Source organism: Streptomyces sp. PsTaAH-137 (assembly GCF_003259365.1).
In the GTDB taxonomy this organism is placed as follows: domain Bacteria; phylum Actinomycetota; class Actinomycetes; order Streptomycetales; family Streptomycetaceae; genus Streptomyces.
Map to the genome: position 1 here is coordinate 112,558 of NZ_QLLY01000010.1, position 24,369 is coordinate 136,926.

The 24,369-nt window shown below is 73.4% G+C and carries 20 protein-coding genes; 8 read left to right on the forward strand and 12 right to left on the reverse strand.

The genetic code is table 11. The features are described from left to right. Positions 1 to 583 precede the first annotated feature (583 nt). Entirely contained in the window at positions 584 to 1,447 is an 864-nt protein-coding gene (locus tag K377_RS22770; RefSeq protein WP_111665325.1) for an alpha/beta fold hydrolase, read from the forward strand. Between the two features lie 117 nt (positions 1,448 to 1,564). On the opposite strand, the gene pdxH is transcribed toward K377_RS22770, so the two are convergent. Continuing rightward, a complete protein-coding gene (gene pdxH, locus K377_RS22775; RefSeq protein ID WP_237551661.1) occupies positions 1,565 to 2,200 on the reverse strand; it encodes a pyridoxamine 5'-phosphate oxidase in 636 nt (211 codons plus the stop codon). A gap of 207 nt (positions 2,201 to 2,407) precedes the next feature. Between pdxH and K377_RS22780 the strand changes: the two genes are divergently transcribed. Then, positions 2,408 to 3,520 (forward strand): citrate synthase 2, encoded by a 1,113-nt coding sequence (locus K377_RS22780; protein ID WP_111665327.1) that lies wholly within the window; start codon positions 2,408 to 2,410, stop codon positions 3,518 to 3,520. Positions 3,521 to 3,779: 259 nt separating this feature from the next. On the opposite strand, the gene K377_RS22785 is transcribed toward K377_RS22780, so the two are convergent. The 10 genes from K377_RS22785 to K377_RS22830 all read right to left on the reverse strand — a co-directional run bounded on the left by K377_RS22785 (position 3,780) and on the right by K377_RS22830 (position 15,707). Next, a complete protein-coding gene (locus K377_RS22785) occupies positions 3,780 to 4,367 on the reverse strand; it encodes a TetR/AcrR family transcriptional regulator (protein WP_111665328.1) in 588 nt (195 codons plus the stop codon). Further along, a complete protein-coding gene (locus K377_RS22790; protein WP_111665329.1) occupies positions 4,355 to 5,107 on the reverse strand; it encodes an enoyl-CoA hydratase family protein in 753 nt (250 codons plus the stop codon). The genes K377_RS22785 and K377_RS22790 overlap by 13 nt, the downstream gene beginning before the upstream one ends. 14 nt (positions 5,108 to 5,121) lie before the next feature. After that, complete coding sequence (locus tag K377_RS22795; RefSeq protein WP_111665525.1) at positions 5,122 to 6,687, reverse strand: AMP-binding protein; 1,566 nt, start codon at positions 6,685 to 6,687, stop codon at positions 5,122 to 5,124. Between the two features lie 66 nt (positions 6,688 to 6,753). After that, positions 6,754 to 7,920, reverse strand: coding sequence for an acyl-CoA dehydrogenase family protein (locus K377_RS22800; RefSeq protein ID WP_111665330.1), 1,167 nt, complete (start codon positions 7,918 to 7,920; stop codon positions 6,754 to 6,756). Continuing rightward, a complete protein-coding gene (locus tag K377_RS22805) occupies positions 7,917 to 9,830 on the reverse strand; it encodes a biotin carboxylase N-terminal domain-containing protein (protein ID WP_111665331.1) in 1,914 nt (637 codons plus the stop codon). The genes K377_RS22800 and K377_RS22805 overlap by 4 nt, the downstream gene beginning before the upstream one ends. Before the next feature lie 8 nt (positions 9,831 to 9,838). Further along, a complete protein-coding gene (locus K377_RS22810) occupies positions 9,839 to 11,446 on the reverse strand; it encodes an acyl-CoA carboxylase subunit beta (protein ID WP_111665332.1) in 1,608 nt (535 codons plus the stop codon). After that, positions 11,443 to 13,164: an acyclic terpene utilization AtuA family protein gene (locus K377_RS22815; RefSeq protein WP_111665333.1), complete on the reverse strand. Its 1,722-nt coding sequence runs from the start codon at positions 13,162 to 13,164 to the stop codon at positions 11,443 to 11,445. Before K377_RS22815 ends, K377_RS22810 begins: the two co-directional genes overlap by 4 nt. After that, complete coding sequence (locus K377_RS22820; protein WP_111665334.1) at positions 13,161 to 13,967, reverse strand: TIGR03084 family metal-binding protein; 807 nt, start codon at positions 13,965 to 13,967, stop codon at positions 13,161 to 13,163. Before K377_RS22820 ends, K377_RS22815 begins: the two co-directional genes overlap by 4 nt. A 129-nt stretch (positions 13,968 to 14,096) precedes the next feature. Beyond that, positions 14,097 to 14,771, reverse strand: a complete 675-nt coding sequence (locus K377_RS22825) for a VOC family protein (protein WP_111665335.1) — start codon at positions 14,769 to 14,771, stop codon at positions 14,097 to 14,099. Positions 14,772 to 14,789: 18 nt separating this feature from the next. Further along, positions 14,790 to 15,707: a DMT family transporter gene (locus tag K377_RS22830; RefSeq protein ID WP_375605949.1), complete on the reverse strand. Its 918-nt coding sequence runs from the start codon at positions 15,705 to 15,707 to the stop codon at positions 14,790 to 14,792. A 216-nt stretch (positions 15,708 to 15,923) separates the two neighbouring features. On the opposite strand from K377_RS22830, the gene K377_RS22835 reads away from it, so the two are divergent. Further along, complete coding sequence (locus K377_RS22835; RefSeq protein WP_111665337.1) at positions 15,924 to 16,796, forward strand: LysR family transcriptional regulator; 873 nt, start codon at positions 15,924 to 15,926, stop codon at positions 16,794 to 16,796. Between the two features lie 425 nt (positions 16,797 to 17,221). Here the strand turns inward: K377_RS22835 and K377_RS22840 are convergent, their stop codons facing one another. Next, complete coding sequence (locus tag K377_RS22840; protein ID WP_237551643.1) at positions 17,222 to 20,038, reverse strand: FAD-binding and (Fe-S)-binding domain-containing protein; 2,817 nt, start codon at positions 20,036 to 20,038, stop codon at positions 17,222 to 17,224. Between the two features lie 168 nt (positions 20,039 to 20,206). On the opposite strand from K377_RS22840, the gene K377_RS22845 reads away from it, so the two are divergent. Genes K377_RS22845 through K377_RS22865 form a run of 5 tightly spaced genes read left to right on the forward strand, consistent with a single transcriptional unit; the run spans position 20,207 to position 24,353 of the window. Next, on the forward strand, positions 20,207 to 21,682 hold the full coding sequence (locus tag K377_RS22845) for a sensor histidine kinase KdpD (protein ID WP_111665338.1): 1,476 nt from the start codon (positions 20,207 to 20,209) through the stop codon (positions 21,680 to 21,682). Next, positions 21,679 to 22,116, forward strand: a complete 438-nt coding sequence (locus tag K377_RS22850) for a roadblock/LC7 domain-containing protein (RefSeq protein ID WP_111665339.1) — start codon at positions 21,679 to 21,681, stop codon at positions 22,114 to 22,116. Before K377_RS22845 ends, K377_RS22850 begins: the two co-directional genes overlap by 4 nt. Further along, the gene (locus K377_RS22855; protein WP_111665340.1) at positions 22,113 to 22,472 is read left to right on the forward strand and encodes a DUF742 domain-containing protein; all 360 of its coding nucleotides are present in this window, start codon (positions 22,113 to 22,115) and stop codon (positions 22,470 to 22,472) included. The genes K377_RS22850 and K377_RS22855 overlap by 4 nt, the downstream gene beginning before the upstream one ends. After that, complete coding sequence (locus tag K377_RS22860) at positions 22,453 to 23,103, forward strand: ATP/GTP-binding protein (RefSeq protein ID WP_111665341.1); 651 nt, start codon at positions 22,453 to 22,455, stop codon at positions 23,101 to 23,103. Before K377_RS22855 ends, K377_RS22860 begins: the two co-directional genes overlap by 20 nt. After that, entirely contained in the window at positions 23,100 to 24,353 is a 1,254-nt protein-coding gene (locus K377_RS22865; protein WP_111665342.1) for a cytochrome P450, read from the forward strand. Before K377_RS22860 ends, K377_RS22865 begins: the two co-directional genes overlap by 4 nt. Positions 24,354 to 24,369 lie beyond the last annotated feature (16 nt).

Here is a 24,369-nt window from a genome sequence, read left to right on the forward strand (position 1 = left end):
TCCGCGTACGTCCACTGCGCCGGGTGTGCCGAGTGCGCCCGGTGCGGCTGCGGTAGCCCGTGCGGCGACGATCCGGGGGCCGGCGTCAACCTCCGCGTCACGGAGGCGAGTTGACTGATATTCGCGCATGCTGCGCCTTTGCGCAGAAAGCAAGATTCACTGTGCGGAATCGCAGCGCTCCGACGCTCTGCGTGCCAGGCTGTCGCGTGAGGCATATGACCGGAGGGGGCCTGGGATGGACCGGCCGTTCGGGGCACGACGGGCTCGCGGGAAGCGGGAGCGGCCCGGCCCGACGGATGTTCCTGCCCGTCACGCAGAGGGCCCCGGCGCCTTGCGGCGCCGGGGCCTGTCCTCCCCTGTACTGACCCGGAGCCCCGAGCTCCCAGGGTCATTCCCTTCGGACCGTTTTCCCCGAGCGGTCCGCCCCCCGAGGAAGAGATCCCCTCGGTGGCGCCGGTCATTCCTTGAGTGTTGTCACTCGAACGAGGGGTGTTACCGGGGAGCATCACGCTTTCGAAAAAGGGTTCGATAGCGTGCGCGGGTACGCGACTGCAGGCGCGACCACAAGGGGGTGCCAGGGCCTATGGCACGGCGCATCGACGTGACCGGCGCGGGTGGGGCCCGCCTGGCGGCCTGGGAGTACGCCGATCCTCCCAAAGCGGCCGAGGCGGGCCGCGGTCCGGGAGTGCTCTTACTGCACGGCCTGATGGGCCGGGCGTCCCATTGGGCCGGTACGGCGCGCTGGCTGGCCGAGCGCCATCGGGCGGTCGCCCTCGACCAGCGCGGGCACGGACAGAGCGACAAACCGACGCAGGGCCCCTTCGACCGCGAGGCGTACGTGCTGGACGCGGAGGCGGCGCTGGTGCAGCTCGGGCTTGAGCCCGCGGTGCTGATCGGGCACTCGATGGGGGCGCTCACGGCCTGGCAGCTGGCCGCGCGGCGCCCCGATCTCGTCCGTGGGCTGGTGATCTGCGACATGCGGGCGTCCGCGCTGGGCGCCGCCTCCCAGCGGGAGTGGGAGGACTGGTTCAAGGCGTGGCCGCTGCCGTTCGCGACGCTCGCGGACGTGCGGAAGTGGTTCGGGGAGGACGATCCCTGGGTGGAGCGGCCGAATCCGGCGCGCGGGGAGTTCTACGCCGAGGTGATGACCGAGTCCGGCGACGGGTGGCGGCCCGTCTTCTCGCGCCGTCAGATGCTGACCGCGCGCTCCACGTGGGTGTACGACGCGCACTGGGAGGAGCTGGCGGCCGTGCGGTGTCCGGCGCTGGTGGTGCGGGGGCTCGACGGGCAGTTGGGGCGGGCCGAGGCGCAGGAGATGGTGCGGGTGCTTCCCAGAGGGGAGTACGCCGAGGTGGCCGATGCCGGTCACCTCGTCCACTACGACCAGCCCGCGGCGTGGCGCGCCGCCATCGAGCCGTTTCTGGACGGGGTGCTGGCGGGGCTCTAGGGGTACGTCGCCGGGTGCCGCCCGGTGGCCGCTTCTCGCGCAGTTCCCCGCGCCCCTGAAGCGAGCTCCGCTCGCCCAGGGGAGGCTGCGCTGGGCGACGACGACGCGCTCCCCTCGTCACGGGCTCAGGCGTTCGAGGAGCCACGAGGGCGTGGACCGGGTGTAGCGGAGTCGGTCGTGGAGGCGGTTTTCCTGGCCCTGCCAGAATTCGACCGTCTCCGGGCGGACCCGGAACCCGCCCCAGTGGTCCGGCACCGGCACCTCGGTGCCGTCCGGATAGCGCCGCACCAGCGCGGCGTAACCGGCGTCCAGTTCGGCCCGCGACGCCAGCACGGCGGACTGCTCACTGGCCCACGCCCCGAGCTGCGACCCGTGCGGCCGGGAGTGGAAGTACGCCTCGGTCTCCTCCCGCGACGTCCGCTCCGCCGTCCCCGTCACCAGCACCTGCCTGCTCATCGGGTGCCAGGGAAAGAGCAGCGCGATGTGGGCGTTGACGGCGAGCTCGCGGGCCTTGCGGGAGCCGTAGTTGGTGTAGAAGACGAAGCCCTCGTCGTCGTAGGACTTCAACAGCACGGTGCGCGAGCTGGGGCGCCCCTCGGCGTCGGCGGTGGAGACCACCATGGCGTTCGGCTCGGCCAGCGGCGAGCCGGGGGCAGCCGCCTGCTTGAACCAGCGCGTGAACTGCTGCATGGGGTGCGGGGCGAGATCGGACTCGTGCAGGCCGCCGTCGTGGGTGCGGTACTGCTCGCGCATGCCGGCCGGGTCGGGTGTGTCGTTCACGGCGTCATCCTGCCGGACGGCGGGACACGGCCGCACGCGGAGTGAGACATGGCACCGAGTGCCGCGAACTCTCGCCATCTGTGGCACCGAGGTCTATCTTCCAAGTGCCGAAACGGTTGAGCAGCCCGCCCCACGGGGCATCACCGGGAGACCTGCCCACGCATCAAGAGGAGCCGCCTGATGTCCGACTTCGACCCGTCCTTCGTACCCGGCCTCGAAGGCGTCGTGGCGTTCGAGACGGAGATCGCCGAACCGGACAAGGAGGGCGGCGCCCTGCGGTACCGGGGCGTCGACATCGAGGATCTGGTCGGCCATGTGTCGTTCGGGAACGTGTGGGGGCTGCTGGTCGACGGCGCCTTCGATCCCGGACTGCCGCCCGCCGAACCGTTCCCCATCCCCGTCCACTCCGGTGACATCCGCGTCGACGTGCAGTCCGCGCTGGCCATGCTGGCGCCCGTGTGGGGCCTGAAGCCGCTGCTCGACATCGACGAGCAGCGGGCCCGCGACGATCTGGCCCGGGCCGCCGTCATGGCGCTGTCGTACGTCGCCCAGTCGGCGCGCGGGCAGGGCGTCGCGATGGTGCCGCAGAGCGAGATCGACAAGGCGCAGTCGGTCGTGGAGCGGTTCATGATCCGCTGGCGCGGGGAGCCGGACCCGAAGCATGTCGCGGCCGTCGACGCGTACTGGACCTCCGCCGCCGAGCACGGCATGAACGCGTCCACGTTCACGGCGCGGGTCATCGCCTCCACCGGGGCCGATGTGGCGGCGGCGCTTTCGGGTGCCGTCGGGGCCATGTCCGGGCCGCTGCACGGGGGTGCTCCGTCGCGGGTGCTCGGGATGATCGAGGAGATCGAGCGGACCGGGGACGCCGACGCGTATGTGCGGCGGGCGCTCGACAAGGGTGAGCGGCTGATGGGGTTCGGACACCGGGTGTACCGGGCCGAGGACCCGCGTGCGCGGGTGCTCCGCCGGACGGCCCGGGAGCTGGGTGCTCCGCGGTTCGAGGTCGCGGAGGCGCTGGAGAAGGCCGCGCTGGCCGAGCTGCACGCGCGCCGTCCCGACCGGGTTCTCGCTACGAACGTGGAGTTCTGGGCGGCCATCGTGCTCGACTTCGCCGAGGTGCCGGCGCACATGTTCACGTCGATGTTCACGTGTGCCCGTACGGCGGGGTGGTCGGCGCACATCCTGGAGCAGAAGCGCACGGGCCGCCTGGTCCGTCCCTCGGCCCGCTACGTCGGCCCCGGGTCGCGCTCGCCCCAGGACATCGGGGGTTACGCCGACATCGCCCAGTAGCCCGGCAGGCTAGGGCCGGTCCGCGAGCGCGGGCCGGTGGCCGCTTCTCGCGCAGTTCCCCGCGCCCCTGAAGGCTGCGCTCCGCGCGCCTTCCCCTTGAGGCTGCGGCTCCGCCGCGCCTCTGTCGTTGATGAGATGCCGCACGAAGTGCGCATCTCAGGGGCGCGGGGAACTGCGCGACCAGCCACGACGGTGGCGCACCCGACGAACGAACCCAGGGGCGCGGGGAACTGCGCGGGAAGCCCCACCGGGCCGCAGATCACGACGATGGAGTCAGAGCCCGGTCCACGATCGACGTCCACTCCGAGACGACCCGTCGGCGGCGGGCGCCGTCGTCTGTCAGAAGGTTGGCGAGGCCGAGGCCCCGGGCCATGTCGAGGAGGCCCTGGACGATCTCCCGCACCCCGGGGACCGACTCGTCGGCGTCGAGGAGTTCCACCGCGATGCGATGGGTCTCGCGGCCGACCCGGGCCTCCAGGTCCACGACACGGCCACTGAGCTGCGGCTCGTTGGACGCGGCGACCCACAGATGCAGCGCCGCCCGGAACAGCGGCCCGGTGTACAGGTCGACCAGTGCCGCGACGGCCTCGGCCCGCCCGCGCGGACGCAGGGCGCGCAGCGCGGTGGACCGCTCCTCGGCGACGTACTCGACGGCCGCCGTGAACAGGTCCTCGCGGGTCGGGAAGTGGTGCTGGGCGGCGCCCCGGGACACTCCGGCGTGTTCGGCGACGACGGACACGGTCGACCCGGACCAGCCGCGTTCGGCCAGGCACGCCACCGCCGACTCCAGGAGTCTGCGCCGCGTCGCGCGCGAGCGGTCCTGTTTGGGCGGGGTCACAACACCCATGCGGGGTCCCGTCGTTCGAGGAAGGCTGTCATCCCTTCCCGGGCCTGGTCGGAGGCGAACAGCCGCGCCGACAGCGCCGTCAGCGCCTCCGCGTCCCGGTCGAGGGCTTGAAGGACCTTAACCGTGAGCAGCCGCTTCGTCTCGGCCAGGGCGTGCGGGGCGGACCGCCGCAGCCCGTCGAGGACCGGTTCGAGCACGGTGTCCACATCGGAATCATCCGCGGCGGCGACCGTCACGACACCGATGCGGGCCGCCTCCGCCGCGTCGAACCGCTCCCCCGTCAGGTAGTAGCGGGCAATCGCGCGCGGGTCGACGCGGGGCAGCAGCGGCATCGAGATGACGGCGGGCGCCACTCCGATGCGTACCTCGGTGAAGGCGAAGGAGGCGCGGGCGGAGGCCGCCGCGATGTCGCAGGCCCCCACGAGCCCGAGGCCGCCCGCCCGTACGTGCCCGTCGACCCGGGCCACCACCGGCTTCTCCAGGGCGACGATCGTCCGCAACAGGCCCACCAGCGCGTCCGGGTCCGGCGGGTCGCGCAGGTCGGCGCCCGCGCAGAAGGTGGTGCCGGTGTGGGCGAGGACGACGGCGCGGGTGTCGCCGTCGTCCCCGGCCCGCCGCAGCAGCTCGGTGACCTCGGCGACCAGGGCCGACGACAGGGCGTTGCGGTTGGCGGGCGAGTCGAGGGTGAGGGTCGTGACACCGCGGGTGCGGTCGTGCCGGACGAGGTGCGTGGCAGACATGGTGTGGGGTTCCTTCACCCTTCCCTGAGTTGGCGGCGCAGGATCTTGCCGGACGCGGCCCGGGGCACGTCGTCGATGAACGCGACGCGGCGGACCTTCTTGTACGGGGCGACGCGTCCGGCGACGTAGGAGAGCACGTCGTCCTCGGTGAGCGCCGGGTCGGAGCGGACGACGAACGCCTTCGGGATCTCGTTGCCGTCGTCGTCGGTGACGCCGATGACGGCCGCGTCGGCGATGCCGTCGTGGGTGAGGAGCAGCGCCTCCAGGTCGGCGGGGGCCACCTGGAAGCCCTTGTACTTGATGAGTTCCTTCACCCGGTCGACGACGAACAGCCAGCCGTCGGCGTCCACCGTCCCGACGTCGCCGGTGTGCAGCCAGCCGTCGCGGTCGATCATCTCGGCGGTCGCCTGCGGTCTGCCCAGATAGCCCTTCATGACCTGCGGTCCGCGGACGACCACTTCGCCGGGTTCGCCGGTCGCGACGTCCGCGGTCGGGTCGTCGAGGGAGACGAGGCGCATCTCGGTGGCGGGGATCAGCTTGCCGACGGTGCCCGGCGGGGCGGTGTCCATGGCGGCCAGCGGGACGACGTGGGTGCCGGGCGACAGTTCGGTCATGCCGTAGGCCTGGCCGACCGGCGGCAGGCCGAGCCGGTCGGAGCAGGCCCGTGCCAGGTCGGCGTCGAGCGGGGCGGCGGCGCTGATGATGTAGCGCAGCGAGGACAGGTCGTAGCCCTCCACGGCCGGGTGCTTGGCGAGGGCCAGGACGATGGGCGGGGCCACGTAGAGGCCGTTGATGCGGTGTTTCTCGATCGCCGCGAGGAAGGTGTCGAGGTCGAAGCGTGGCAGTACGACGACGGTGGCGCCCTGCCGCAGCGGGGCGTTCATCAGCGCGGTGAGGCCGTAGATGTGGAAGAACGGCAGCACGGCGAGGATGCGGTCGCCGGGGCCCATCGGCATCATCGGGGTGAGCTGGGCCAGGTTGGTGGCGATGTTGCGGTGGGTGAGCATGACGCCCTTGGGGCGGCCCGTGGTGCCCGAGGAGTACGGGAGCGCGGCGACGTCCTCGGCCGGGTCGACGGCGATACGGGGTTCGGGGGCGTCCGTGCCGAGCAGGTCGAGGAGCGAGCGGTGCCCGGAGTCGCCCGCCGGGTCGCAGACGAATATCTCCCTTATGCCGCCCGCGAGTTCGGCGGCCTGCCGGGCGGCCGCGGCGAACGGGGTGATGGTGACGATCCAGCTCGCCGCGCTGTCCTTGAGCTGCCCGGCGAACTCCTCCGGGGTGGCCAGCGGGTGCACGGTCGTCACGGAGGCGCCGGCGCGGGTGGCGCCGTAGAAGGCGACCGGGTAGGCGATGGTGTTCGGGCTGTGCAGCGCGACGACGTCGCCCTTGCGCACCCCGGCCGCCGCGAGCCCGGCCGCCACTTTGCGGTGGAACTGGTCGAGCTGCGCGTAGGTGAGGGTCGTACCGGCCACGCCGTCGACGAGGGCGGGGGTGTCGCCGCGGGCCGCGGCGCCCCCGAGCACGGCGTCGTGGATGGGTTCGTCGACGACGTCCACATCCGCGTACTCACTCCGGAACACCATGCCAACTCCTCGTCTTTGAAGGTCAGTTGTGCTCAGTCGCAGCCCATTGCGCTCAGTGTGCGCTCAGTAGGACTTGGGGAGTCCGAGGGTCTGGTGGGAGACGTAGTTGAGGATCATCTCGCGGCTGACCGGCGCGATCCGGGCCACGCGGGAGCCGGTGATGAGGGAGGCGAGGCCGAACTCGCGGGTCAGGCCGTTGCCGCCGAGGGTGTGCACGGACTGGTCGACGGCGCGCACGCACGCCTCGGCGGCGGCGTACTTGGCCATGTTGGCGGCCTCACCGGCGCCGATGTCGTCGCCCGCGTCGTACAGGGTGGCGGCCTTCTGCATCATCAGGCGGGCCAGTTCCAGCTCGATGTGGACCTGGGCAAGGGGGTGGGCGATGGCCTGGTGGGCGCCGATCGGGGCCTTCCACACGGTGCGCTCACGGGCGTACTCGACGGCGCGGCCGAGCGCGTAGCGGCCCATGCCGATCGCGAAGGCGGCCGTCATGATGCGCTCGGGGTTGAGCCCGGCGAAGAGCTGGAGCAGGCCCGCGTCCTCGTCGCCGACGAGCGCGTCGGCGGGCAGCCGGACGTCGTCGAGGGTCAGCTCCCACTGCTTCTCGGGCGCCTGGAGCTCCATGTCGATCTGGCGGCGGCCGAAGCCGTCCGCGTCGCGCGGCACGATGAAGAGGCAGGGCTTGAGGTTTCCGGTACGGGCGTCGGAGGCGCGGCCCACGATGAGGGTGGCGTCGGCGATGTCGACGCCGGAGATGAACACCTTGCGGCCGTTGAGGACCCAGGTGCCGTCGTCGTCGCGGCGGGCGGTGGTGGTGATCCGGTGCGAGTTGGAACCGGCGTCGGGCTCGGTGATGCCGAACGCCATGGTGCGGCTGCCGTCGGCGAGCCCGGGCAGCCAGGCGCGCTTCTGCTCCTCGGTGCCGAACCGGGAGATCACGGTGCCGCAGATCGCGGGCGAGACCACCATCATGAGCAGCGGCGATCCGGCGGCGCCCAACTCCTCGAGGACTATGGAGAGTTCGCCGATGCCGCCGCCTCCGCCGCCGTACTCCTCGGGGAGGTTCACGCCGAGGTAGCCGAGCTTGGCGGCCTCGGCCCACAGCTCCTCGGGGTGGCCGCCGGAGCTGGTGATCCGGGTCATGTAGTCGCGGCCGTACCGCTTGCCGAGGGCGGCGACGGCGGCGCGCAGGGCGCGGTGCTCTTCGGTTTCGAGGACGGGAGCGGTCACGACTGTTCCTCCTGGACGACGGCGAGCAGGGCACCCACCTCGACCTGCCGGCCGACGAGGGCGTGCAGGGCGGTGAGCGTGCCGGAGGCGGGAGCGACGATGCGGTGCTCCATCTTCATGGCCTCCAGCCAGATCAGGGGCTGTCCGGCGGTGACGGCCGCGCCCTCGCCGAGTCCTTCGGCGACGCGGACGACGGTGCCGGGCATGGGGGCGAGCAGGGAGCCGGGGGCGCGCTGCTCGCTGGGGTCGGTGAAGCGGGGCAGCTCGGTGAGGGTGGCGCCGTTCACGTGCACCCGGCCGTCGTCGTACGCGGCGACGTCGAACGTCCGGCGCACGCCGCCGATGTCGAGGACGACGCGGTGCGGTGCGGCGTGCAGGACGCGGACACCGGCGATGTCGTACGGCGTTTCCGTGTCCGGGGCGGCCCCTTCGCGGGTGACGGAGACGGCTTCGAGCCCGTGCCTGGTGTGCCGGTACCGCACCTCGTAGGCGGTGTCGTACGGCACGCTGCGGTAGCTCCTGCCGTGCGGCTGCGAGGGCACGTTGCGGAAGCCGCCGAAGCGCGAGCGCCCGGTGGCGGCCCGGGCGAGGGCGGCGGCGAGCGGGGCGTACGGGTCCTCTTCGGGCGTGGTGAGGTCGTCGAGGTGGCGCTCGTAGAACCCGGTGTCCATCCGGGCGGCGGTGAACTCGGGGTGGCGCAGCGAGCGGACGAGCAGGTCGCGGTTGGTGACGGGGCCGTGCACGGCGGCCCGTTCGAGGGCGCCGGCGAGGGCGCGGACGGCGGCGGCGCGGGTGGGCGCGTGGGCGACGACCTTGGCGAGCATGGCGTCGTAGTGCACGCCGATGGGGTCGCCGTCGGTGTAGCCGGTGTCGAGGCGGACGCCGCCGGGGACGGCGAGCCGGTGCAGGGTGCCGGTCTGCGGGGCGAATCCGGCGGCCGGGTCCTCGGCGTACAGGCGGGCCTCGACGGCGTGGCCGCTCGGCGCCGGGGGTTCCGGGTCCAGCGCCTCTCCCTCGGCGATCCGGAGCTGGAGCGCGACGAGGTCGAGCCCGAACACGGCCTCGGTGACGGGGTGTTCGACCTGGAGCCGGGTGTTCATCTCCAGGAAGTGCGCGGTGCCGTCGGCGACGAGGAATTCGACGGTTCCGGCACCGACGTACCGGACCGAGCGCACCGCGCGCGTGGCCAACTCATGGAGCCGGGAGCCCAGTTCCGGGGTGATACCCGGCGCCGGGGCCTCCTCGATCACCTTCTGGTGGCGGCGCTGGAGCGAGCAGTCGCGGGTGCCGAGGACCCACACGGTGCCGTGGGTGTCGGCGAGGACCTGCACCTCGACATGGCGTCCGCCCTCGACATACGGCTCGACGAAGACCTCGCCGTCACCGAAGGCGGACAGCGCCTCGGCCTGGGCGGCCTTCAACTCCGCTTCCAGCTCGGCCAGTTCCCGTACGACGCGCATACCGCGCCCGCCACCGCCCGCGGCGGCCTTCACGAGGACGGGCAGATCGGCGGCGGTGACCTCGCCGAGCGGGGCGATGCCCATCAGCTCCTTGGCGCGGGTCTTGGACGCCATCGCCTCGATCGCCTCGGGCGGCGGGCCGATCCAGGTGAGCCCGGCGTCGGTGACGGCCCGCGCGAAGTCGGGGTTCTCGGAGAGGAAGCCGTAGCCGGGGTGGACGGCGTCGGCGCCCGCGTCGAGGGCGGCCTTCACGACGAGGTCGGCGCGGAGGTAGGTGTCGGCGGGGGTGGCGCCCGGGAGCCGTACGGCGAGGTCGGCCTCGCGCACGTGCAGGGCGTCCGCGTCGGGGTCGGAGTGCACGGCGACGGTGCGGATGCCCAGCTCACGGCAGGTGCGGAAGACACGGCAGGCGATCTCGCCGCGGTTGGCCACAAGAACAGAGGAGATCACTGGTGTTCTCACATCCTGAAGACGCCGAAGCCGCCGCGGGCGCCCTCGTACGGTGCGGTGTGGATCGCGGACAGGCAGATGCCGAGGACGGTGCGGGTGTCGCGCGGGTCGATGACCCCGTCGTCGTAGAGCCGCCCGGACAGGAACATCGGCAGGGACTCGGTCTCGATCTGCTGCTCCACCATGGCGCGCAGTCCGGCGTCGGCCTCTTCGTCGTACGGCAGTCCCTTCGCGGCGGCGGACTGGCGGGCGACGATCGACAGGACGCCCGCGAGCTGCTGCGGGCCCATGACGGCGGACTTGGCGCTGGGCCAGGCGAACAGGAAGCGCGGGTCGTAGGCGCGCCCGCACATGCCGTAGTGCCCGGCGCCGTACGAGGCGCCCATCAGGACGGAGAGGTGCGGTACGCGGCTGTTGGAGACCGCGTTGATCATCATCGAGCCGTGCTTGATGATGCCGCCCTGCTCGTACTCCTTGCCGACCATGTAGCCGGTGGTGTTGTGCAGGAAGAGGAGGGGGATGTCGCGCTGGTTGGCCAACTGGATGAACTGGGCGGCCTTCTGCGACTCCTCGCTGAACAGCACACCCTGCGCGTTGGCGAGGATGCCGACGGGATAGCCGTGCAGGGAGGCCCAGCCGGTGACGAGCGAGGCCCCGTACAGCGGCTTGAACTCGTCGAAGTCGGAGCCGTCGACGATCCGGGCGATGACCTCGCGCGGGTCGAACGGCACCTTCAGGTCCTCGGGGACGATCCCGAGCAGCTCCTCGGGGTCGTACTTGGGCGGCTCCACAGCCTGTGGACCCACCGGATCCGGGTGCGCCTTGCGGTGGTTGAGGCGGGCGACGACGCGGCGGGCCTGCCGGATCGCGTCCTGCTCGTCGTGGGCGAAGTAGTCGGCGAGGCCCGAGGTGCGGGCGTGCATCTCGGCGCCGCCGAGCGATTCGTCGTCGCTCTCCTCGCCGGTGGCCATCTTCACCAGCGGCGGCCCGCCGAGGAACACCTTGGCCTTCTCCTTGACCATGATGACGTGGTCGGACATGCCGGGGATGTACGCGCCGCCGGCCGTGGAGTTGCCGAAGACGACGGCGACGGTCGGGATGCCGGCGGCCGAGAGCCGGGTGATGTCGCGGAAGATCCCGCCGCCCGGGATGAAGATCTCCTTCTGCGAGGGCAGATCGGCGCCGCCGGACTCGACGAGGGAGATGCAGGGCAGCCGGTTGGCGAAGGCGATCTCGTTCGCCCGCAGGGCCTTCTTCAGCGACCAGGGGTTGCTGGCGCCACCGCGCACGGTCGGGTCGTTGGCGGTGATCAGGCACTCGACGCCCTCCACCACCCCGATGCCGGTGACGAGCGAGGCGCCGACGGTGTAGTCGCTGCCCCAGGCGGCGAGCGGGGAGAGCTCCAGGAACGGGGTGTCGGGGTCGAGCAGCAGCTCGATGCGTTCCCGGGCGAGGAGCTTGCCGCGCCCCCGGTGCCGCTGGACGTACTTCTCGCCGCCGCCCGCGAGCGCCTTCGCGTGTTCGCCGTCGAGCGCGGTGAGCTTGTCGAGGAGGGCGGCGCGGTGCGCGGCGTAGTCGTCGGACCGGGTGTCCAGGGCGCTGGCCAGGGCGGTCACAGAAGGGCCTCCGGGATGTCGAGGTGGCGGGAGCGCAGCCATTCGCCGAGCCCCTTGGCCTGCGGGTCGAAGCGGGCCTGCGCGGCGACGCCCTCGCCGAGGATGGACTCGACGGTGAAGTTCAGGGCGCGGAGGTTCGGCAGGACGTGCCGGGCGACGGTCAAGTCGGCCGTCTCCGGAAGGAGTTCGCGCAGCCGCTCGACGGTGAGGGTGTGCGCGAGCCAGCGCCACGCGTCGTCGGTCGCGACCCATACGCCGATGTTGGCGTCGCCGCCCTTGTCGCCGCTGCGGGCCCCGGCGACGAGCCCGAGCGGGGCGCGGCGGGTGGGGCCCGGCGGCAGCGGCTCGGGCAGCTCCGGTGCGGGGACGGGGGCGAGCGGGCGGGTGTCCCCGTCCGGTACGGGGACGGGGCGCCGTTCGCCGTCGGGCAGCACGGCGAGGTGCGGGATGTCGGCGCGGGGCACGTGCGCGGCCTCGAAGACGCCGTACGGGGCGCCCTTGCCGGGCGGCGCGGTGACGTGGAACCCGGGGTAGGAGCCGAGGGCCAGTTCGACGGCGGCGCCGCTCAGCGCCCGGCCCACGGCCTCCTCGCGCCGGTCGCGGACGACGAGCCGCAGCAGGGCGCTGGCGGTCTCCTCGGTGCCTGCGTCGGGCCTGTCCGTGCGGGACAGCTCCCACCGCACGTGCTCGGGCGCCGATTTGGCGCGGGTGAAGGCGTCCTCCATCTGCGCCCGCACCAGCGCGGCCTTCTCCTCGATGTCGAGCCCGGTGAGCACGAGCACGACCTCGTTGCGGAACCCGCCGAGCCGGTTGAGCCCGACCTTGAGGGTGGGCGGCGGCGCCTCGCCGCGCACGCCGTGCACGCGGACCCGGTCGGGCCCGTCGGCGTCGAGGCGGACGCTGTCGAGCCGGACGGTGACGTCGGGCCCGGCGTACCGGGCGCCCCCGGTCTCGTACAGGAGCTGCGCGGTGACGGTGCCCGGGTCGACGAGGCCGCCGGTGCCGGGGTGCTTGGTGATGACGGCGGACCCGTCCTCGTGGATCTCGGCGAGCGGGAAGCCGGGCCGCAGGAAGGCGCCGGGGGCGTGGGCCGTGAAGTGGGCGTAGTTGCCGCCGGTCGCCTGGGTGCCGCACTCCAGGACGTGCCCGGCGACGACGGCCCCGGCGAGCCGGTCGTACGCGGCCTGCCCCTCGTGGGCCCAGCCGAAGTGCCAGGCGGCGGGCCCGCTGACCAGGGCGGCGTCGGTGACACGGCCGGTGACGACGATGTCGGCGCCCGCCTCCAGGCAGGCGGTGATGCCGGCGCCGCCGAGGTAGGCGTTGGCGGTGAGCGCGCCCGGGAACCGGCCGGTGGCCAGCAGGTCGTCGCCCTCGACGTGGGCGACGGCGACGGCTATCCCGAGCCGGTCGGCCAACTCCCGCACGGCGTCCGCGAGTCCGGCCGGATGGAGCCCTCCGGCGTTGGCGACGATCTTGACTCCGCGCTCGACGGCGAGGCCCAGACACTCCTCCAACTGCCGGACGAAGGTACGGGCATAGCCGCGTCCTGGGTCCTTCAGCCGGTCGCGGCCGAGGATGAGCATGGTCAACTCGGCGAGATAGTCGCCGGTGAGGACGTCGAGCGGGCCGTCGGTCAGCATCTCGCGCATCGCGTCGAACCGGTCGCCGTAGAAACCGGAGGCGTTGCCGATGCGCAGCGGGCGTATCGCGGCGCTCATGCGCGGGTCCCCTTCGGCGCGCGGCCCGGTCCCGGCGGACCGGCGAAGGCCTGCGCGATGTCCAGCCAGCGGTCGGCGTCGGGGCCCTCGGCGCGGACGTCGACGTCGTCGCGGTGGGCGCGCTGGGTGACGAGGAGGCAGAAGTCGAGCGCGGTGCCGGTGACGCGCTGCCCGGCGTCCTCGGGCCCGAGCGCCCAGGGTTCGCCGCCGGGCAGGGCGAGTTCGACGCGGAACTCCTCCTTCGGTACGTCGATGCCCCGCACGCCGAAGGCGAAGTCCCGGGCGCGGACGCCGATCCGGGCGATGTGCCGCAGCCGGTCGGTGGGTTCCCGTACGACGCCGAGCGCGTCGGCGACGTCCTGTCCGTGGGCCCAGGTCTCCATGAGCCGCCCGGTGGCCATGGACGCGGCGGACATGGGCGGCCCGTACCAGGGGAACTTCCGCTTCTCGGCGGCGACGGCCCGCAGCACCTCGTCCACCCGGGCCCGCCCCGCGCGCCACCGGACGAGCAGCTCCTCCGGTGCCAGGGCGGCGCCCTCGTCGGCGCCGTCGTCGACGAACGACTCGGGCGCGGCGATCGCCTTCTCGACCTCTCCGGCGAACGCGTCCGGGTCCGTCATGGCGAGCAGCGCCGCGCGGTCGGTCCAGGCGAGATGGGCGATCTGGTGCGCGACGGTCCAGCGCGGCGCGGGGGTTCCGGCCCGCCAGCCGTCCGGGCCCAACCCGGCGACCAGACGGTCGAGTTCCGTGCTCTCGTCGCGCAGATCGTCGAAGACGGACGGCGCTGGCGGCTGATCGGACACGTGCGCTCCCCTCGGGGCAGGGCGATGTGCGGCGGCGTGCCTGGAGCATGGCAGCGGGTCAGGAAACAATCAAGCGTGCTTGCATGAAAAGTGGCCGCGGCGCTGTCGGCGACGGGGGCTGCCGGTGTCCTACTCCCGGCCCTCCGCCGTGCACACGCACACCCGGTTGCCCTCGGGGTCGGCGAGCACGGTGAACGAGACGTCGGGGCGCGCGACGAGGACGCCGCCTGCCGCGAGGGCCGCGCGGATGCGGGGTTCGGCTTCCTCCGGGGCCAGCCAGAGGTCGGGGTGCCAGCGCTGGCGCGGGGTTTCGTGGGCGTCCGTGCGCTGGAACCAGACGTTGGGGACGCGCTGGGCGGGGTCCATGACGTCGCCGTGGACCACGTGGTCCGGGGAGCCGGTGAGCAGGGCGGACCAGAAAGGGGCGACGCGGTCGAAGTCGGTGGCGTCGAGGCCGAGTTCGAGCTGGGCGATGTCGCCGGGAGTGGCTCGCAGGCCGTGCCGGGCGGCCAGGTCGCTCACGGTGCGGGCGAGGTCCAGGTCGGCCGCGGTGACCCAGCGGCCGCCGTCGGCCCCGACCGTGCAGAGCGCCACCTCGACGAACCCGGGCCCGAGCCGAAGCTCCGGCTCGCGTCCGGCGCTCCCCGCCGCCTCGGCGACGGCGGCCACGAAGGCGGCCCCTTCGCCGAGGCCGGGGACGCGGTAGCGGGCGACGACGGGCTGCGCCATGCGCCGCCAGTCGGCGAGGCCGTCGGCGATGGCGGCCAGGATCTCGGGCGTGCTCAGCTTGCTCAGCTTGTCCATGGGCCGATCCTGGCAGGCTCAGCCCTTCTTTTTGCGCCCTACCTGGGTGCGCACCGCGCCCATGCTCGCCGCGATGACGAAGGCGATCGCCGCCGCCTCCACCCACGACAGGGCCTGGCTCAGGACGAGGAAGCCGGCGAGGGCCGCGATGGCCGGCTCCAGGCTCATCATCACCGCGAACGTGGACGCGGGCAGGCGGCGCAGGGCGATCAGTTCCAGGGTGTACGGCAGCACCGACGACATGACCGCGACGGCCGAGCCGAGCAGGATCGTCGTCGGGTCGAAGAGCCGGGACCCGGCCGTCGCGAGCCCGAGGGGCAGGCAGAGCACGGCCGCCACCGCCATCGCGAGGGCGAGCCCGTCGGCCTGCGGGAAGCGACGGCCCGTACGGGCGCTGAAGACGATGTACGTGGCCCAGGCGCCGCCCGCCGCGACGGCGAAGGCGACACCGACCGGGTCGAGACCGCCGAGGCCGTCGCCCGCGCCGCCCAGCAGGAAGACACCGACGAGCGCGCAGCCCGCCCACAGCAGATTGATCGCGCGGCGCGAGGCGATGACCGACAGCGCCAGCGGGCCCAGCACCTCGAAGGTGACCGCGAGGCCGAGCGGGATGCGGGCCGCGGCCTGGTAGAAGAGCAGGTTCATACCGCCCATGGCGATGCCGAACGCGACGACCGTGCCCCAGTCGGCGCGCGAGTGGCCGCGCAGGCGGGGGCGGCACACGACCAGGAGGATCACCGCGGCGACCACGAGCCGCAGGGTGACCACGCCGACCGCGCCCGCGCGCGGCATCAGGCTCACCGCGACCGCGCCGCCGAACTGCACCGACACACAGCCCGCCAGGACCAGACCGACCGGACCGAGGGCACCCCAGCGGGACGCCGGGACGTCCGTGCTCTCCGTGCTCTCCGTGCTCTCCGTGCTCTCCGGCTGGATCAGCGCGGCTTCCGGCGTGGGCGCCTGGGCTTGTTCGGTGCGCGAGCCGTTCACGGGCCTCGTTCCTCTTCCGTCTGCGACCTGCCCCAGCAAGTGCAATATTTTCGACTGACCCGTTTACGGTACTGCACTGCACGTCGGGCGTGAACCTCCACGCTAGAACCGCCCGGCACGCCGCGTGAAATGACTTCTGCGCTCCCGTTATGCTCCGCGAGCATGACCCGGGATCCGAGCCAGTCCCTGGAGCTGCGCCACCTGCGCTGCTTCCTCGCCGTCGCCGACGAGGCCAACGTCACCCGCGCCGCGGCCCGTCTCGGCATCACCCAGCCCGCCGTCTCGCGCACCCTCGCCGCGCTGGAGACGGCGCTCGGGGTGCGGCTCGTCGACCGTTCCACGCATCACCTGGAGCTGACCGCCGAGGGGCGGGCGTTCCGGGCGCGGGCGGTGGTCGCCGTCGCCGCGTTCGAGGACGCGGTCGCCGGCGCCCGTGGGGCGCGGCGGCCGTTGCGGCTCGGGCATGCCTGGTCGGCCGCCGGGGCCTATACGACTCCGCTGCTGCGGCGCTGGCGGCAGGAGCATCCCGATGTGCCGCTGGAACTGCTGCGCATCGACGACCGGACGGCCGGGCTGGCCGGGAGCCGGGTCGACGTGGCGTTGCTGCGCGGGCCGGTCGACTCGGCGGAGCTCGTGACCACGTTGCTGCACCGGGAGGCGCGGGTGGCCGCGCTTCCCTCCGACAGTCCCCTGGCGCGCCGGGCCACTCTCGTGCTGGCCGATCTCGCGGATCAGGTCATCGCGCTGAACACGGTGTCCGGGACCACCACGCTGGAGTTGTGGCCGGTGGGGGCGCGGCCGGGGCGGACGCTCACTGTCGCCAATACGGATGACTGGCTCGCCGCGATCGCGGCCGACCGGGCGGTGGGCGTCACGTCGACCGCGACGGTCGCCCTCCACCCCCACCCCGGGGTCACCTACGTCCCCCTGACGGACGCCCCTCCCCTCCAGGTCCACCTGGCCCACCACCGAGGCCCCACCCACCCCTCCGTCCCGGACCTCATCGCCCTGGCGCTGAACCTGACACAAAGCTGACCACGCAGTTCCCCGCGCCCCTAAAACCATCTCCCACGCGCGCCACCGTCGTGGCTGGTCGCGCAGTTCCCCGCGCCCCTGAGATGCGCACTTCGTGCGCCATCTCATCAAGAGAGGCGCACCTTTGCCGCGGCGTCTCATCAGAGAGGCGCGGCGGAGCCGCAACCTCAGGGGGAGGCGGCGCGAAGCGCCTGCCTCAGGGGCGCGGGGAACTGCGCGAGAAGCGGCCACCGGGCCGCGGACGACGACGAACGGCAGGCTTTTAGGGGCGCGGGGAACTGCGCGCCCAGCCACGACGGTGGTGCGCCCGAAAGACCACCCAGGGGCGCGGGGAACTGCGCGAGAAGCGGGCACCGGGCCGCACCCGAGAGACGGCCCATCAGGGGCGCGGGGAACTGCGCAAAAACAGCCCCCCGCACCCAAGGTCACCCCCCGCCGGAGGCCAACGCGGCCGAGAGGATTTCTGCGATGTGCCGGCCGGGGCGGTCGCCGAGTTGGGCGAGCTGGGTGCGGCACGAGAAGCCGTCGGCCAGGACCACGTCACCGGACCCCGCCGCACGCACCGAAGGAAGCAGACGTTCCTCGGCGCAGGCCACCGACACCTCGTAATGCCCCTCCTCGAAACCGAAGTTGCCGGCCAGGCCGCAACACCCACCGCTCAAATCACCGACCAGGCCGACCCGTTCACGAAGCCGCCGGTCCGCCGCGTCACCCAGCACCGCGTGCTGATGACAATGGGTCTGGCCCACGACCGGCCGGTCGACGCGCGGCGGAACCCAGTCGGGAGCCAGCCGTTCCAGCGCCTCGGCGAACGTGACCACCCGGGAAGCGAGCAGCCCGGCCCGCGGATCGTCAGGAAGGAGTTCGGGCAGGTCCGAGCGGAGCGCCGCCGCGCAGGACGGCTCCAGGACGACGACGGGCACCCCGGCGTCCAGGACCGGCTCCATCACCGCCAGCGTCCGCTCCAGCACGGCCCGCGCCCGGTCGAGCTGCCCGGTGGACACGTAAGTGAGCCCGCAGCACACCCGCCCCCGAGCCCGCGGCACCGGCAGCGGAACCACCCCGGCCGCCTCCAGAACCCGTACCGCGGCATGCCCCACCTCCGGCGACAGATGCTCGGTAAAGGTGTCCGGCCACAGCGCGACCCGCGGCCCACCGCCACCGGCACTACCCCGCCACCCGGCGCTGAACGTCCTCCGCGCCACCCGAGGAATCTCCCGCTCGGGAGCGATGCCGCCGAGCCGCTTGCCGAGGGAAGCCAACGGCCGCACGGAAGCGAGCGCGTTGACGAGAGCAGCCGTGCGCGTCGCCGCCACCACCCGCAGCCAGCGCGGCAGCCACCCCATCGCGTAGTGCGCGGCGGGCCGGCGCCGACCCGCGTAATGGTGATGGAGGAACTCCGCCTTGTACGTGGCCATGTCGACGCCCACCGGACAGTCGCTCTTGCAGCCCTTGCAGGACAGACACAGATCGAGCGCGTCCCGCACCTCCGCCGACCGCCAGCCGTCGGTGACGACCTCCCCGGCGAGCATCTCGTGCAGCAGCCGGGCCCGGCCGCGCGTGGAGTGCGTCTCGTCGCCGCCGGTGGCGCGGAAGGACGGGCACATCACCCCGCTGCCCGAACCCCCATCCTCCACCCGGCACTTGGCGACGCCCACACAGCGCCGCACGGCCGCCGAGAAGTCGCCGCCGTCCTGCGGGTACCCGAAGACGACGTCGACGGGCTCGCGCGGCAGCGGCGCGAACCGCAGGTTCTCGTCGACGCGCGCGGGCCGCACCAGCGTCCCCGGGTTGAGGAGGTCCGCCGGGTCCCAGACCCCCTTGACCCGTTCGAAGAGGCCGACGAGTTCGGTCCCGTACATCTTCGGGAGGAACTCGGCCCGCGCCTGCCCGTCGCCGTGCTCCCCGGACAGCGAACCGCCGTGCGCGACGACGAGACCGGCGAGGTCCTCGGAGAAGCGGCGGAACCGGGCCACCCCGGCCTCGGTCAGCAGATCGAAGTCGATGCGGACGTGGATGCAGCCGTCGCCGAAATGCCCGTACGGGGTGCCGCGCAGGCCGTGCTCGCCGAGCAGGCCCCTGAAGTCCCGTAGGTAGGCGCCCAGTTGTGCGGGCGGCACCGCGCAGTCCTCCCAGCCGGGCCAGGCCTCGCTGCCGTCGGGCATCCGGGTCGCGGTGCCGGAGGCGTCCTCCCGGATCCGCCACAGCGCCCGCTGCCCGGCCGGATCGGCGACCACCAGCGCGTCGACGACGTCCGCGGCCCGCACGATCCGGTCGGCGGCGGCCCGCGCCTCGGCCGCCGTCGCGCCCCCGGTCTCCACGAACAGCCAGGCGCCGCCCTTGGGCAGGCCCGACCCGGCCGGGACCAGGTCGGCGGCCATGCCCTCGACGGTCAGCGGCCCGTACGGCAGCAGGCCCGCCGCGGCCTCGGCGGCGGCGCTCTCGTCCGCGTACGCCAGGACGGCCAGGGCCGTCGCGGGCGGCGCCTCGACGAGCCGGACCGTCGCCTCCGTGACCAGGCCGAGGGTGCCCTCGGTGCCGCAGAAGAAGCGGGCGAGGTCGGTGCCGCGCTCGGGGAGCAGCGCGTCCACCGCGTAGCCGGAGATGCGGCGCGGCAGTCCCGCGTACGGGGCGAAGCCGGTGCGGACCGTCGCCCGTTCCCGTTCCAGCAGCGCGCGCAGGCCGTCCGGGGCGCCCTGCCAGCCCTGCCCGAGCCGGTGGGCCGTGCCGTCGGAGGTGAGCACGTCGAGCGCCGTGACGCTGTCGGCGGTCGTCCCCCAGGCCACCGAGTGCGAGCCGCACGAGTTGTTGCCGATCATGCCGCCGAGGGTGCAGCGGCTGTGCGTGGACGGGTCGGGGCCGAAGCGCAGGCCGTGCGGGGCGGCCGCCGCCTGGAGCCGGTCGAGCACGAGACCCGGCTGCACGACGGCCGTGCGGGCCTCGGCGTCGAGGGCGACGACGCCGTTCATGTGGCGGGTGAAGTCGACGACGAGCCCGGTGCCGGTCGCCTGGCCCGCGATGGAGGTGCCGCCGCCGCGGCCCACGACCGGCACCTCGCGCCTGCGGCAGATCTCCAGGGCGGCGGCCACGTCGGCGCCGTCTCTCGGGGTCAGCACGCCGAGCGGCACCCGGCGGTAGTTGGACGCGTCCATCGTGTTGAGGGCCCGCGCGGTGACGGAGAAGTCGACCCCGCCGCGCACGGCCGTCCGCAGCTCCCGTTCCAGCCCGTGCAGATCATCCATGCCGTCCAGGATGCAGCCCCACAGGGGCCCTTACGCCACAGGTCGATGCCCATTTTTTCACGATCCGGACCAGAACATTCCCAAACCGATCATCAACTCTCCTATAGTGACCGCGAATTGACTGAGACCTGTCTTCCGTAGCCCCCTCTCCCCCGAGGAACCCGACCGATGACCGCGCCCATCCGGCCCCCTGCACGCCCGGCCGCGCTCACCCTGCTGGCCGCTCTCGTCGTCACCGGAGCGCTCGGCGCGGGGGCAGTCGCCCTCGCGCCCGGCTCGGTGCGCACCCCGCTCGCCTGGGGCGTCGCCGCCACCGCCCTCGTGCTGAGCGCGGCGGCCTGTTACGCCGCGTACGCCCGCCAGACCGTCGCCCTGCTGCGCCGGCGCGCCGAGGAGACGCGGCACACCGCCGAGCGCGGCGCCGCCGAGCAGGCCCGCATCACCGCCGAGCTGTCCCGGGAACGGGACGCCAGAGCCGAACAGGCCGCCGAGCTGACCGGCCGGCTGCGCACCGCCCGGGCCGAGCGCGCCGCCGCCATCGCGGCCTGCGCCAACGCCGCGGGCCGGATGCAGGCCCTCGCCACCGGCATGCTCGCCGACCTGCGCGAGATGGAGCACCGGCACTCCGACGAGGACGTGCTCGCCGATCTGCTCCACCTCGACCACCGCACCGCCCAGGCGGGCCGGCTCGCCGACTCGGTGGCCGTGCTCACCGGCGCCCGCTCGGGCCGCCGCTGGGCCCGCCCGATCGCCATGGAGTCGATCCTGCGCGGCGCGATGGGCCGCATCGGCGGCTACCAGCGGGTGCGGGTGCACGCGAACACCTCCGTCGCCGTCGCGGGCCACGCCGCCGAGGGCGTCATGCACGCGCTCGCCGAACTCCTCGACAACGCCGCGAACTTCTCGCCGCCCACCGCCGAGGTGCACGTCTACGTCGAGGAGGTCCCGGCCGGCGTCATCGTCTCCGTCGAGGACTCGGGCCTGGTGATGGGCCCGGTGCAGCTGCGCCGCGCCGAGCACGCGGTCTCCGGTGACACGACGGGCGCGGCGGGCTCGACGGGCCTCGGCGGGCTGTCCGGCACCCGGCTCGGCCTCGCCGTCGTCGGGCGGCTGGCCCGCAAGCACGGCCTGACCGTGTCGTTCCGTCCGTCGGCGCGCGGCGGCACCGGCGTCCTGCTGCTCGTCCCGCAGGAGCTGCTGTCCCGTACCGCCGACTCGACGCCCGTACGCCCGACCGGAACCGGCATCCCGGCCACCTCGGCCGCCTCGGCCGAGGAGGTGCCCGCCCCGGCGCACGAGACCGCCGACGACACGGTCCCCGGCCCGTCGGCCCGCGAGCGGGACACCGCCGAACCGGAGCCCGTCGCGGCCGAGCCGGTCGCGGCCGCGAGCCCCGACGGCGCCCTCCCCAAGCGGACCCGCGGCCGCACCCTGGCCGCCGCCCAGCACGGCCGCGCCCGCGCCGCCGAGGCCCCCGCCGAGCCACCGCGAACCTCCTCCGCCGTATCGGCCGCCGCCCGCTTCAGCAGCTTCAGCCAGGCGGTCCGCACTGCCCCGGCCGTACCGGAACCCGCCGCGGCCGACGCCCGAACCACCCCGCACACCGACACACCCACGCAGGAAGAAGGCGACACCCCCCAATGACCGGGACGACCACCACCGGCGCCGGCCTGGCCTGGCTGCTCGAAGGCCTCCTCACGCGCACCCCGGGCACCCGGAGCGCCCTGGTCCTGTCGCGCGACGGCCTCAAGCTGTGCCACACCCCCGAACTCACCCCGGACAAGGCGGACCAGCTCGCCGCGATCTCCGCCGGGATCCAGGCGCTCGCGCACGGCGCGTCCGCCGAGTTCGGCGACGGCAGCGGCGGCGTCCGCTCGTCGATGACCGAGTTCCACGGCGGCACCCTGTTCATCGTCGAGGCCGGCGAGGGCGCCCATCTCGCGGTGCTCGCCGCCGAGGACGCCGACGCGGGCCTCGTCGGCCACACCATGGTGGAGCTCGTCGAGCAGCTCGGCGAGCACCTGCGCGCCCTGCCCCGCGACCCCGACCCCGCCATCAGCACGCCCCCGGCGTCATGAGCCGGCCCGGCCGGGACGACGCCCCCGACCGGCTGTACACCCTCACCGGAGGGCGCAGCCGGCCCGCCTCCGACGTCGCGTTCGACCTGGTGTCGCTCGTCGTCGCCGAGTCGGACCCGGCGCCCGGCATGCCGTCCGAGCACGCCGCGATCCTGCGGATGTGCGCCCGGCCGACGGCCGTGGTGGAGGTCGCGGCCGAACTCGGCCTGCCGGTGAGCATCGTGCGCGTCCTGCTCTCCGACCTCCTGGTGCAGGGCCGCATCGGCGCCCGGCACCCGCGCACCGCCGACACCCCGCATCGCCTTCCCGATCCCGACATCCTGGAGCAGGTGCTCGTTGGACTCCGCAACCTCTGAATCGCCGGGCGGCCGCGCCGAGTTGGCGGCCGGAGCCGACAACGGTCTGAAGATCGTCATCGTCGGCGGCTTCGGCGCGGGCAAGACCACCCTGGTCCGTTCCGTGAGCGAGATACGTCCCCTCAACACCGAGGAGACGATGACGCAGGCCGGAGCGGGCGTCGACGAACTGGCCGACCTGGACGGCGTCCGCGGCAAGACGTCGACGACGGTCGCCTTCGACTTCGGCCGCATCACGCTCGACGCCCGCAACGTCCTCTACCTGTTCGGCGCCCCCGGCCAGGAACGCTTCTGGTTCCTGTGGGACCGCCTGTTCTCCGGCACGCTCGGCGCGGTCGTCCTCGTCGACACCCGCCGCCTGGAGGACTCCTTCTACGCGATCGACCGCCTGGAGCACCACGGGACGCCGTTCATCGTCGCCCACAACGACTTCGGCGGCCCGCCGCACACCCTGGAACAGCTGCGCGAGGCCCTCGACCTCGACCCCGAGGTGCCGCTGGTCCGCTGCGACGCGCGTGACCGCGCGTCCAGCAAGAACGTCCTGATCGCGCTCGTGGAGCACCTCAGGACCCTGTACGCCGCCTCGACCAGAGCCAGTTCACCGCCCGTGCCCCAGGAGGCCGCCCCGTGACAAGCCCCGGCTGCCCCGCGTCCGCGCACGGCGCCGTCCCCGTGCCGCTGTCGGGACCCCGGTTCGCCACCGAACCCGCCACGCTGTACCGGGAGATGCGCCGCGACCACGGTTCGGTCGCGCCCGTCGTCCTCGACGGCGACATCCCGGCCTGGCTCGTCGTCGGCTACCGCGAGCTGCACCAGGTGACCGGTGATCCGGCGCTGTTCAGCCGCGACTCCGACCTGTGGAACCAGTGGGACAACATCCCCGCCGACTGGCCGCTGCTGCCGATGATCGGCCACAAGCAGCCGTCGATCCTCTACACGGTCGGCGAGCGGCACCGCGAGCGCGCCCAGATGATCAGCCACGCCCTGGAGGCCGTCGACCCGTTCGAACTCAAGGCGCACGCCGAGCAGTTCGCGGACGAGCTGATCGACGGGTTCTGCGGCGCGGGCGAGGTGGACATCATCGCCGACTACGCGATGATGCTGCCGGTCCGCGTCCTGGCCCGGATCTACGGCTTCTCCGACGAGGCGGGCCCCGCCCTCGTCACGGCGATGAACGACATGATCGACGGCCGGGAGCGGGCGCTCGCGGGCCAGCAGCACCTGGGCGGGTCCATGGTCGGGCTGATCGCCGAGAAGCAGGCGCGGCCGGGCGAGGACGTCGCCTCGTACATGCTCCAGGACCCCTCGGGCTTCACGCACGAGGAGATCGCCCAGGACCTGATGGTGATGATGGCGGCCGGGCACCAGCCCACCGCCGACTGGATCGGCAACTCGCTGCGCCTGATGCTGACCGACGACCGGTTCGCCGCGTCGCTGTTCGGCGGGCGGCACAGCGTCGCCGAGGCGATGAACGAGGTGCTGTGGGAGGACTGCCCGACGCAGAACGTCGCCGGGCGCTGGGCCACCCGCGACACCCGGCTCGGCGACCGCCACATCCGGGCGGGCGACCTGGTGCTGCTCGGCATCGCGGCGGCCAACGCCGACCCGCAGGTGCGCACCGACGCCTCGGTGCTGACCGGCGGCAACAACGCGCACTTCTCGTTCGGGCACGGCGAGCACCGCTGCCCGTTCCCCGCGCAGGAGGTCGCCGAGGTCATCGCGCGGACCGGCATCGAGGTGATCCTCGACCGGCTGCCCGACATCGATCTGGCGGCCCCGGCCGACGCGCTGACCCGCCGCCCCTCGCCGTGGCTGCGCGGTCTCACCGACCTGCCGGTCCGCTTCACGCCGACGGCCGCCGTGCCGTCGGCGTCCCTGTGACGATCCACCGCTTCCC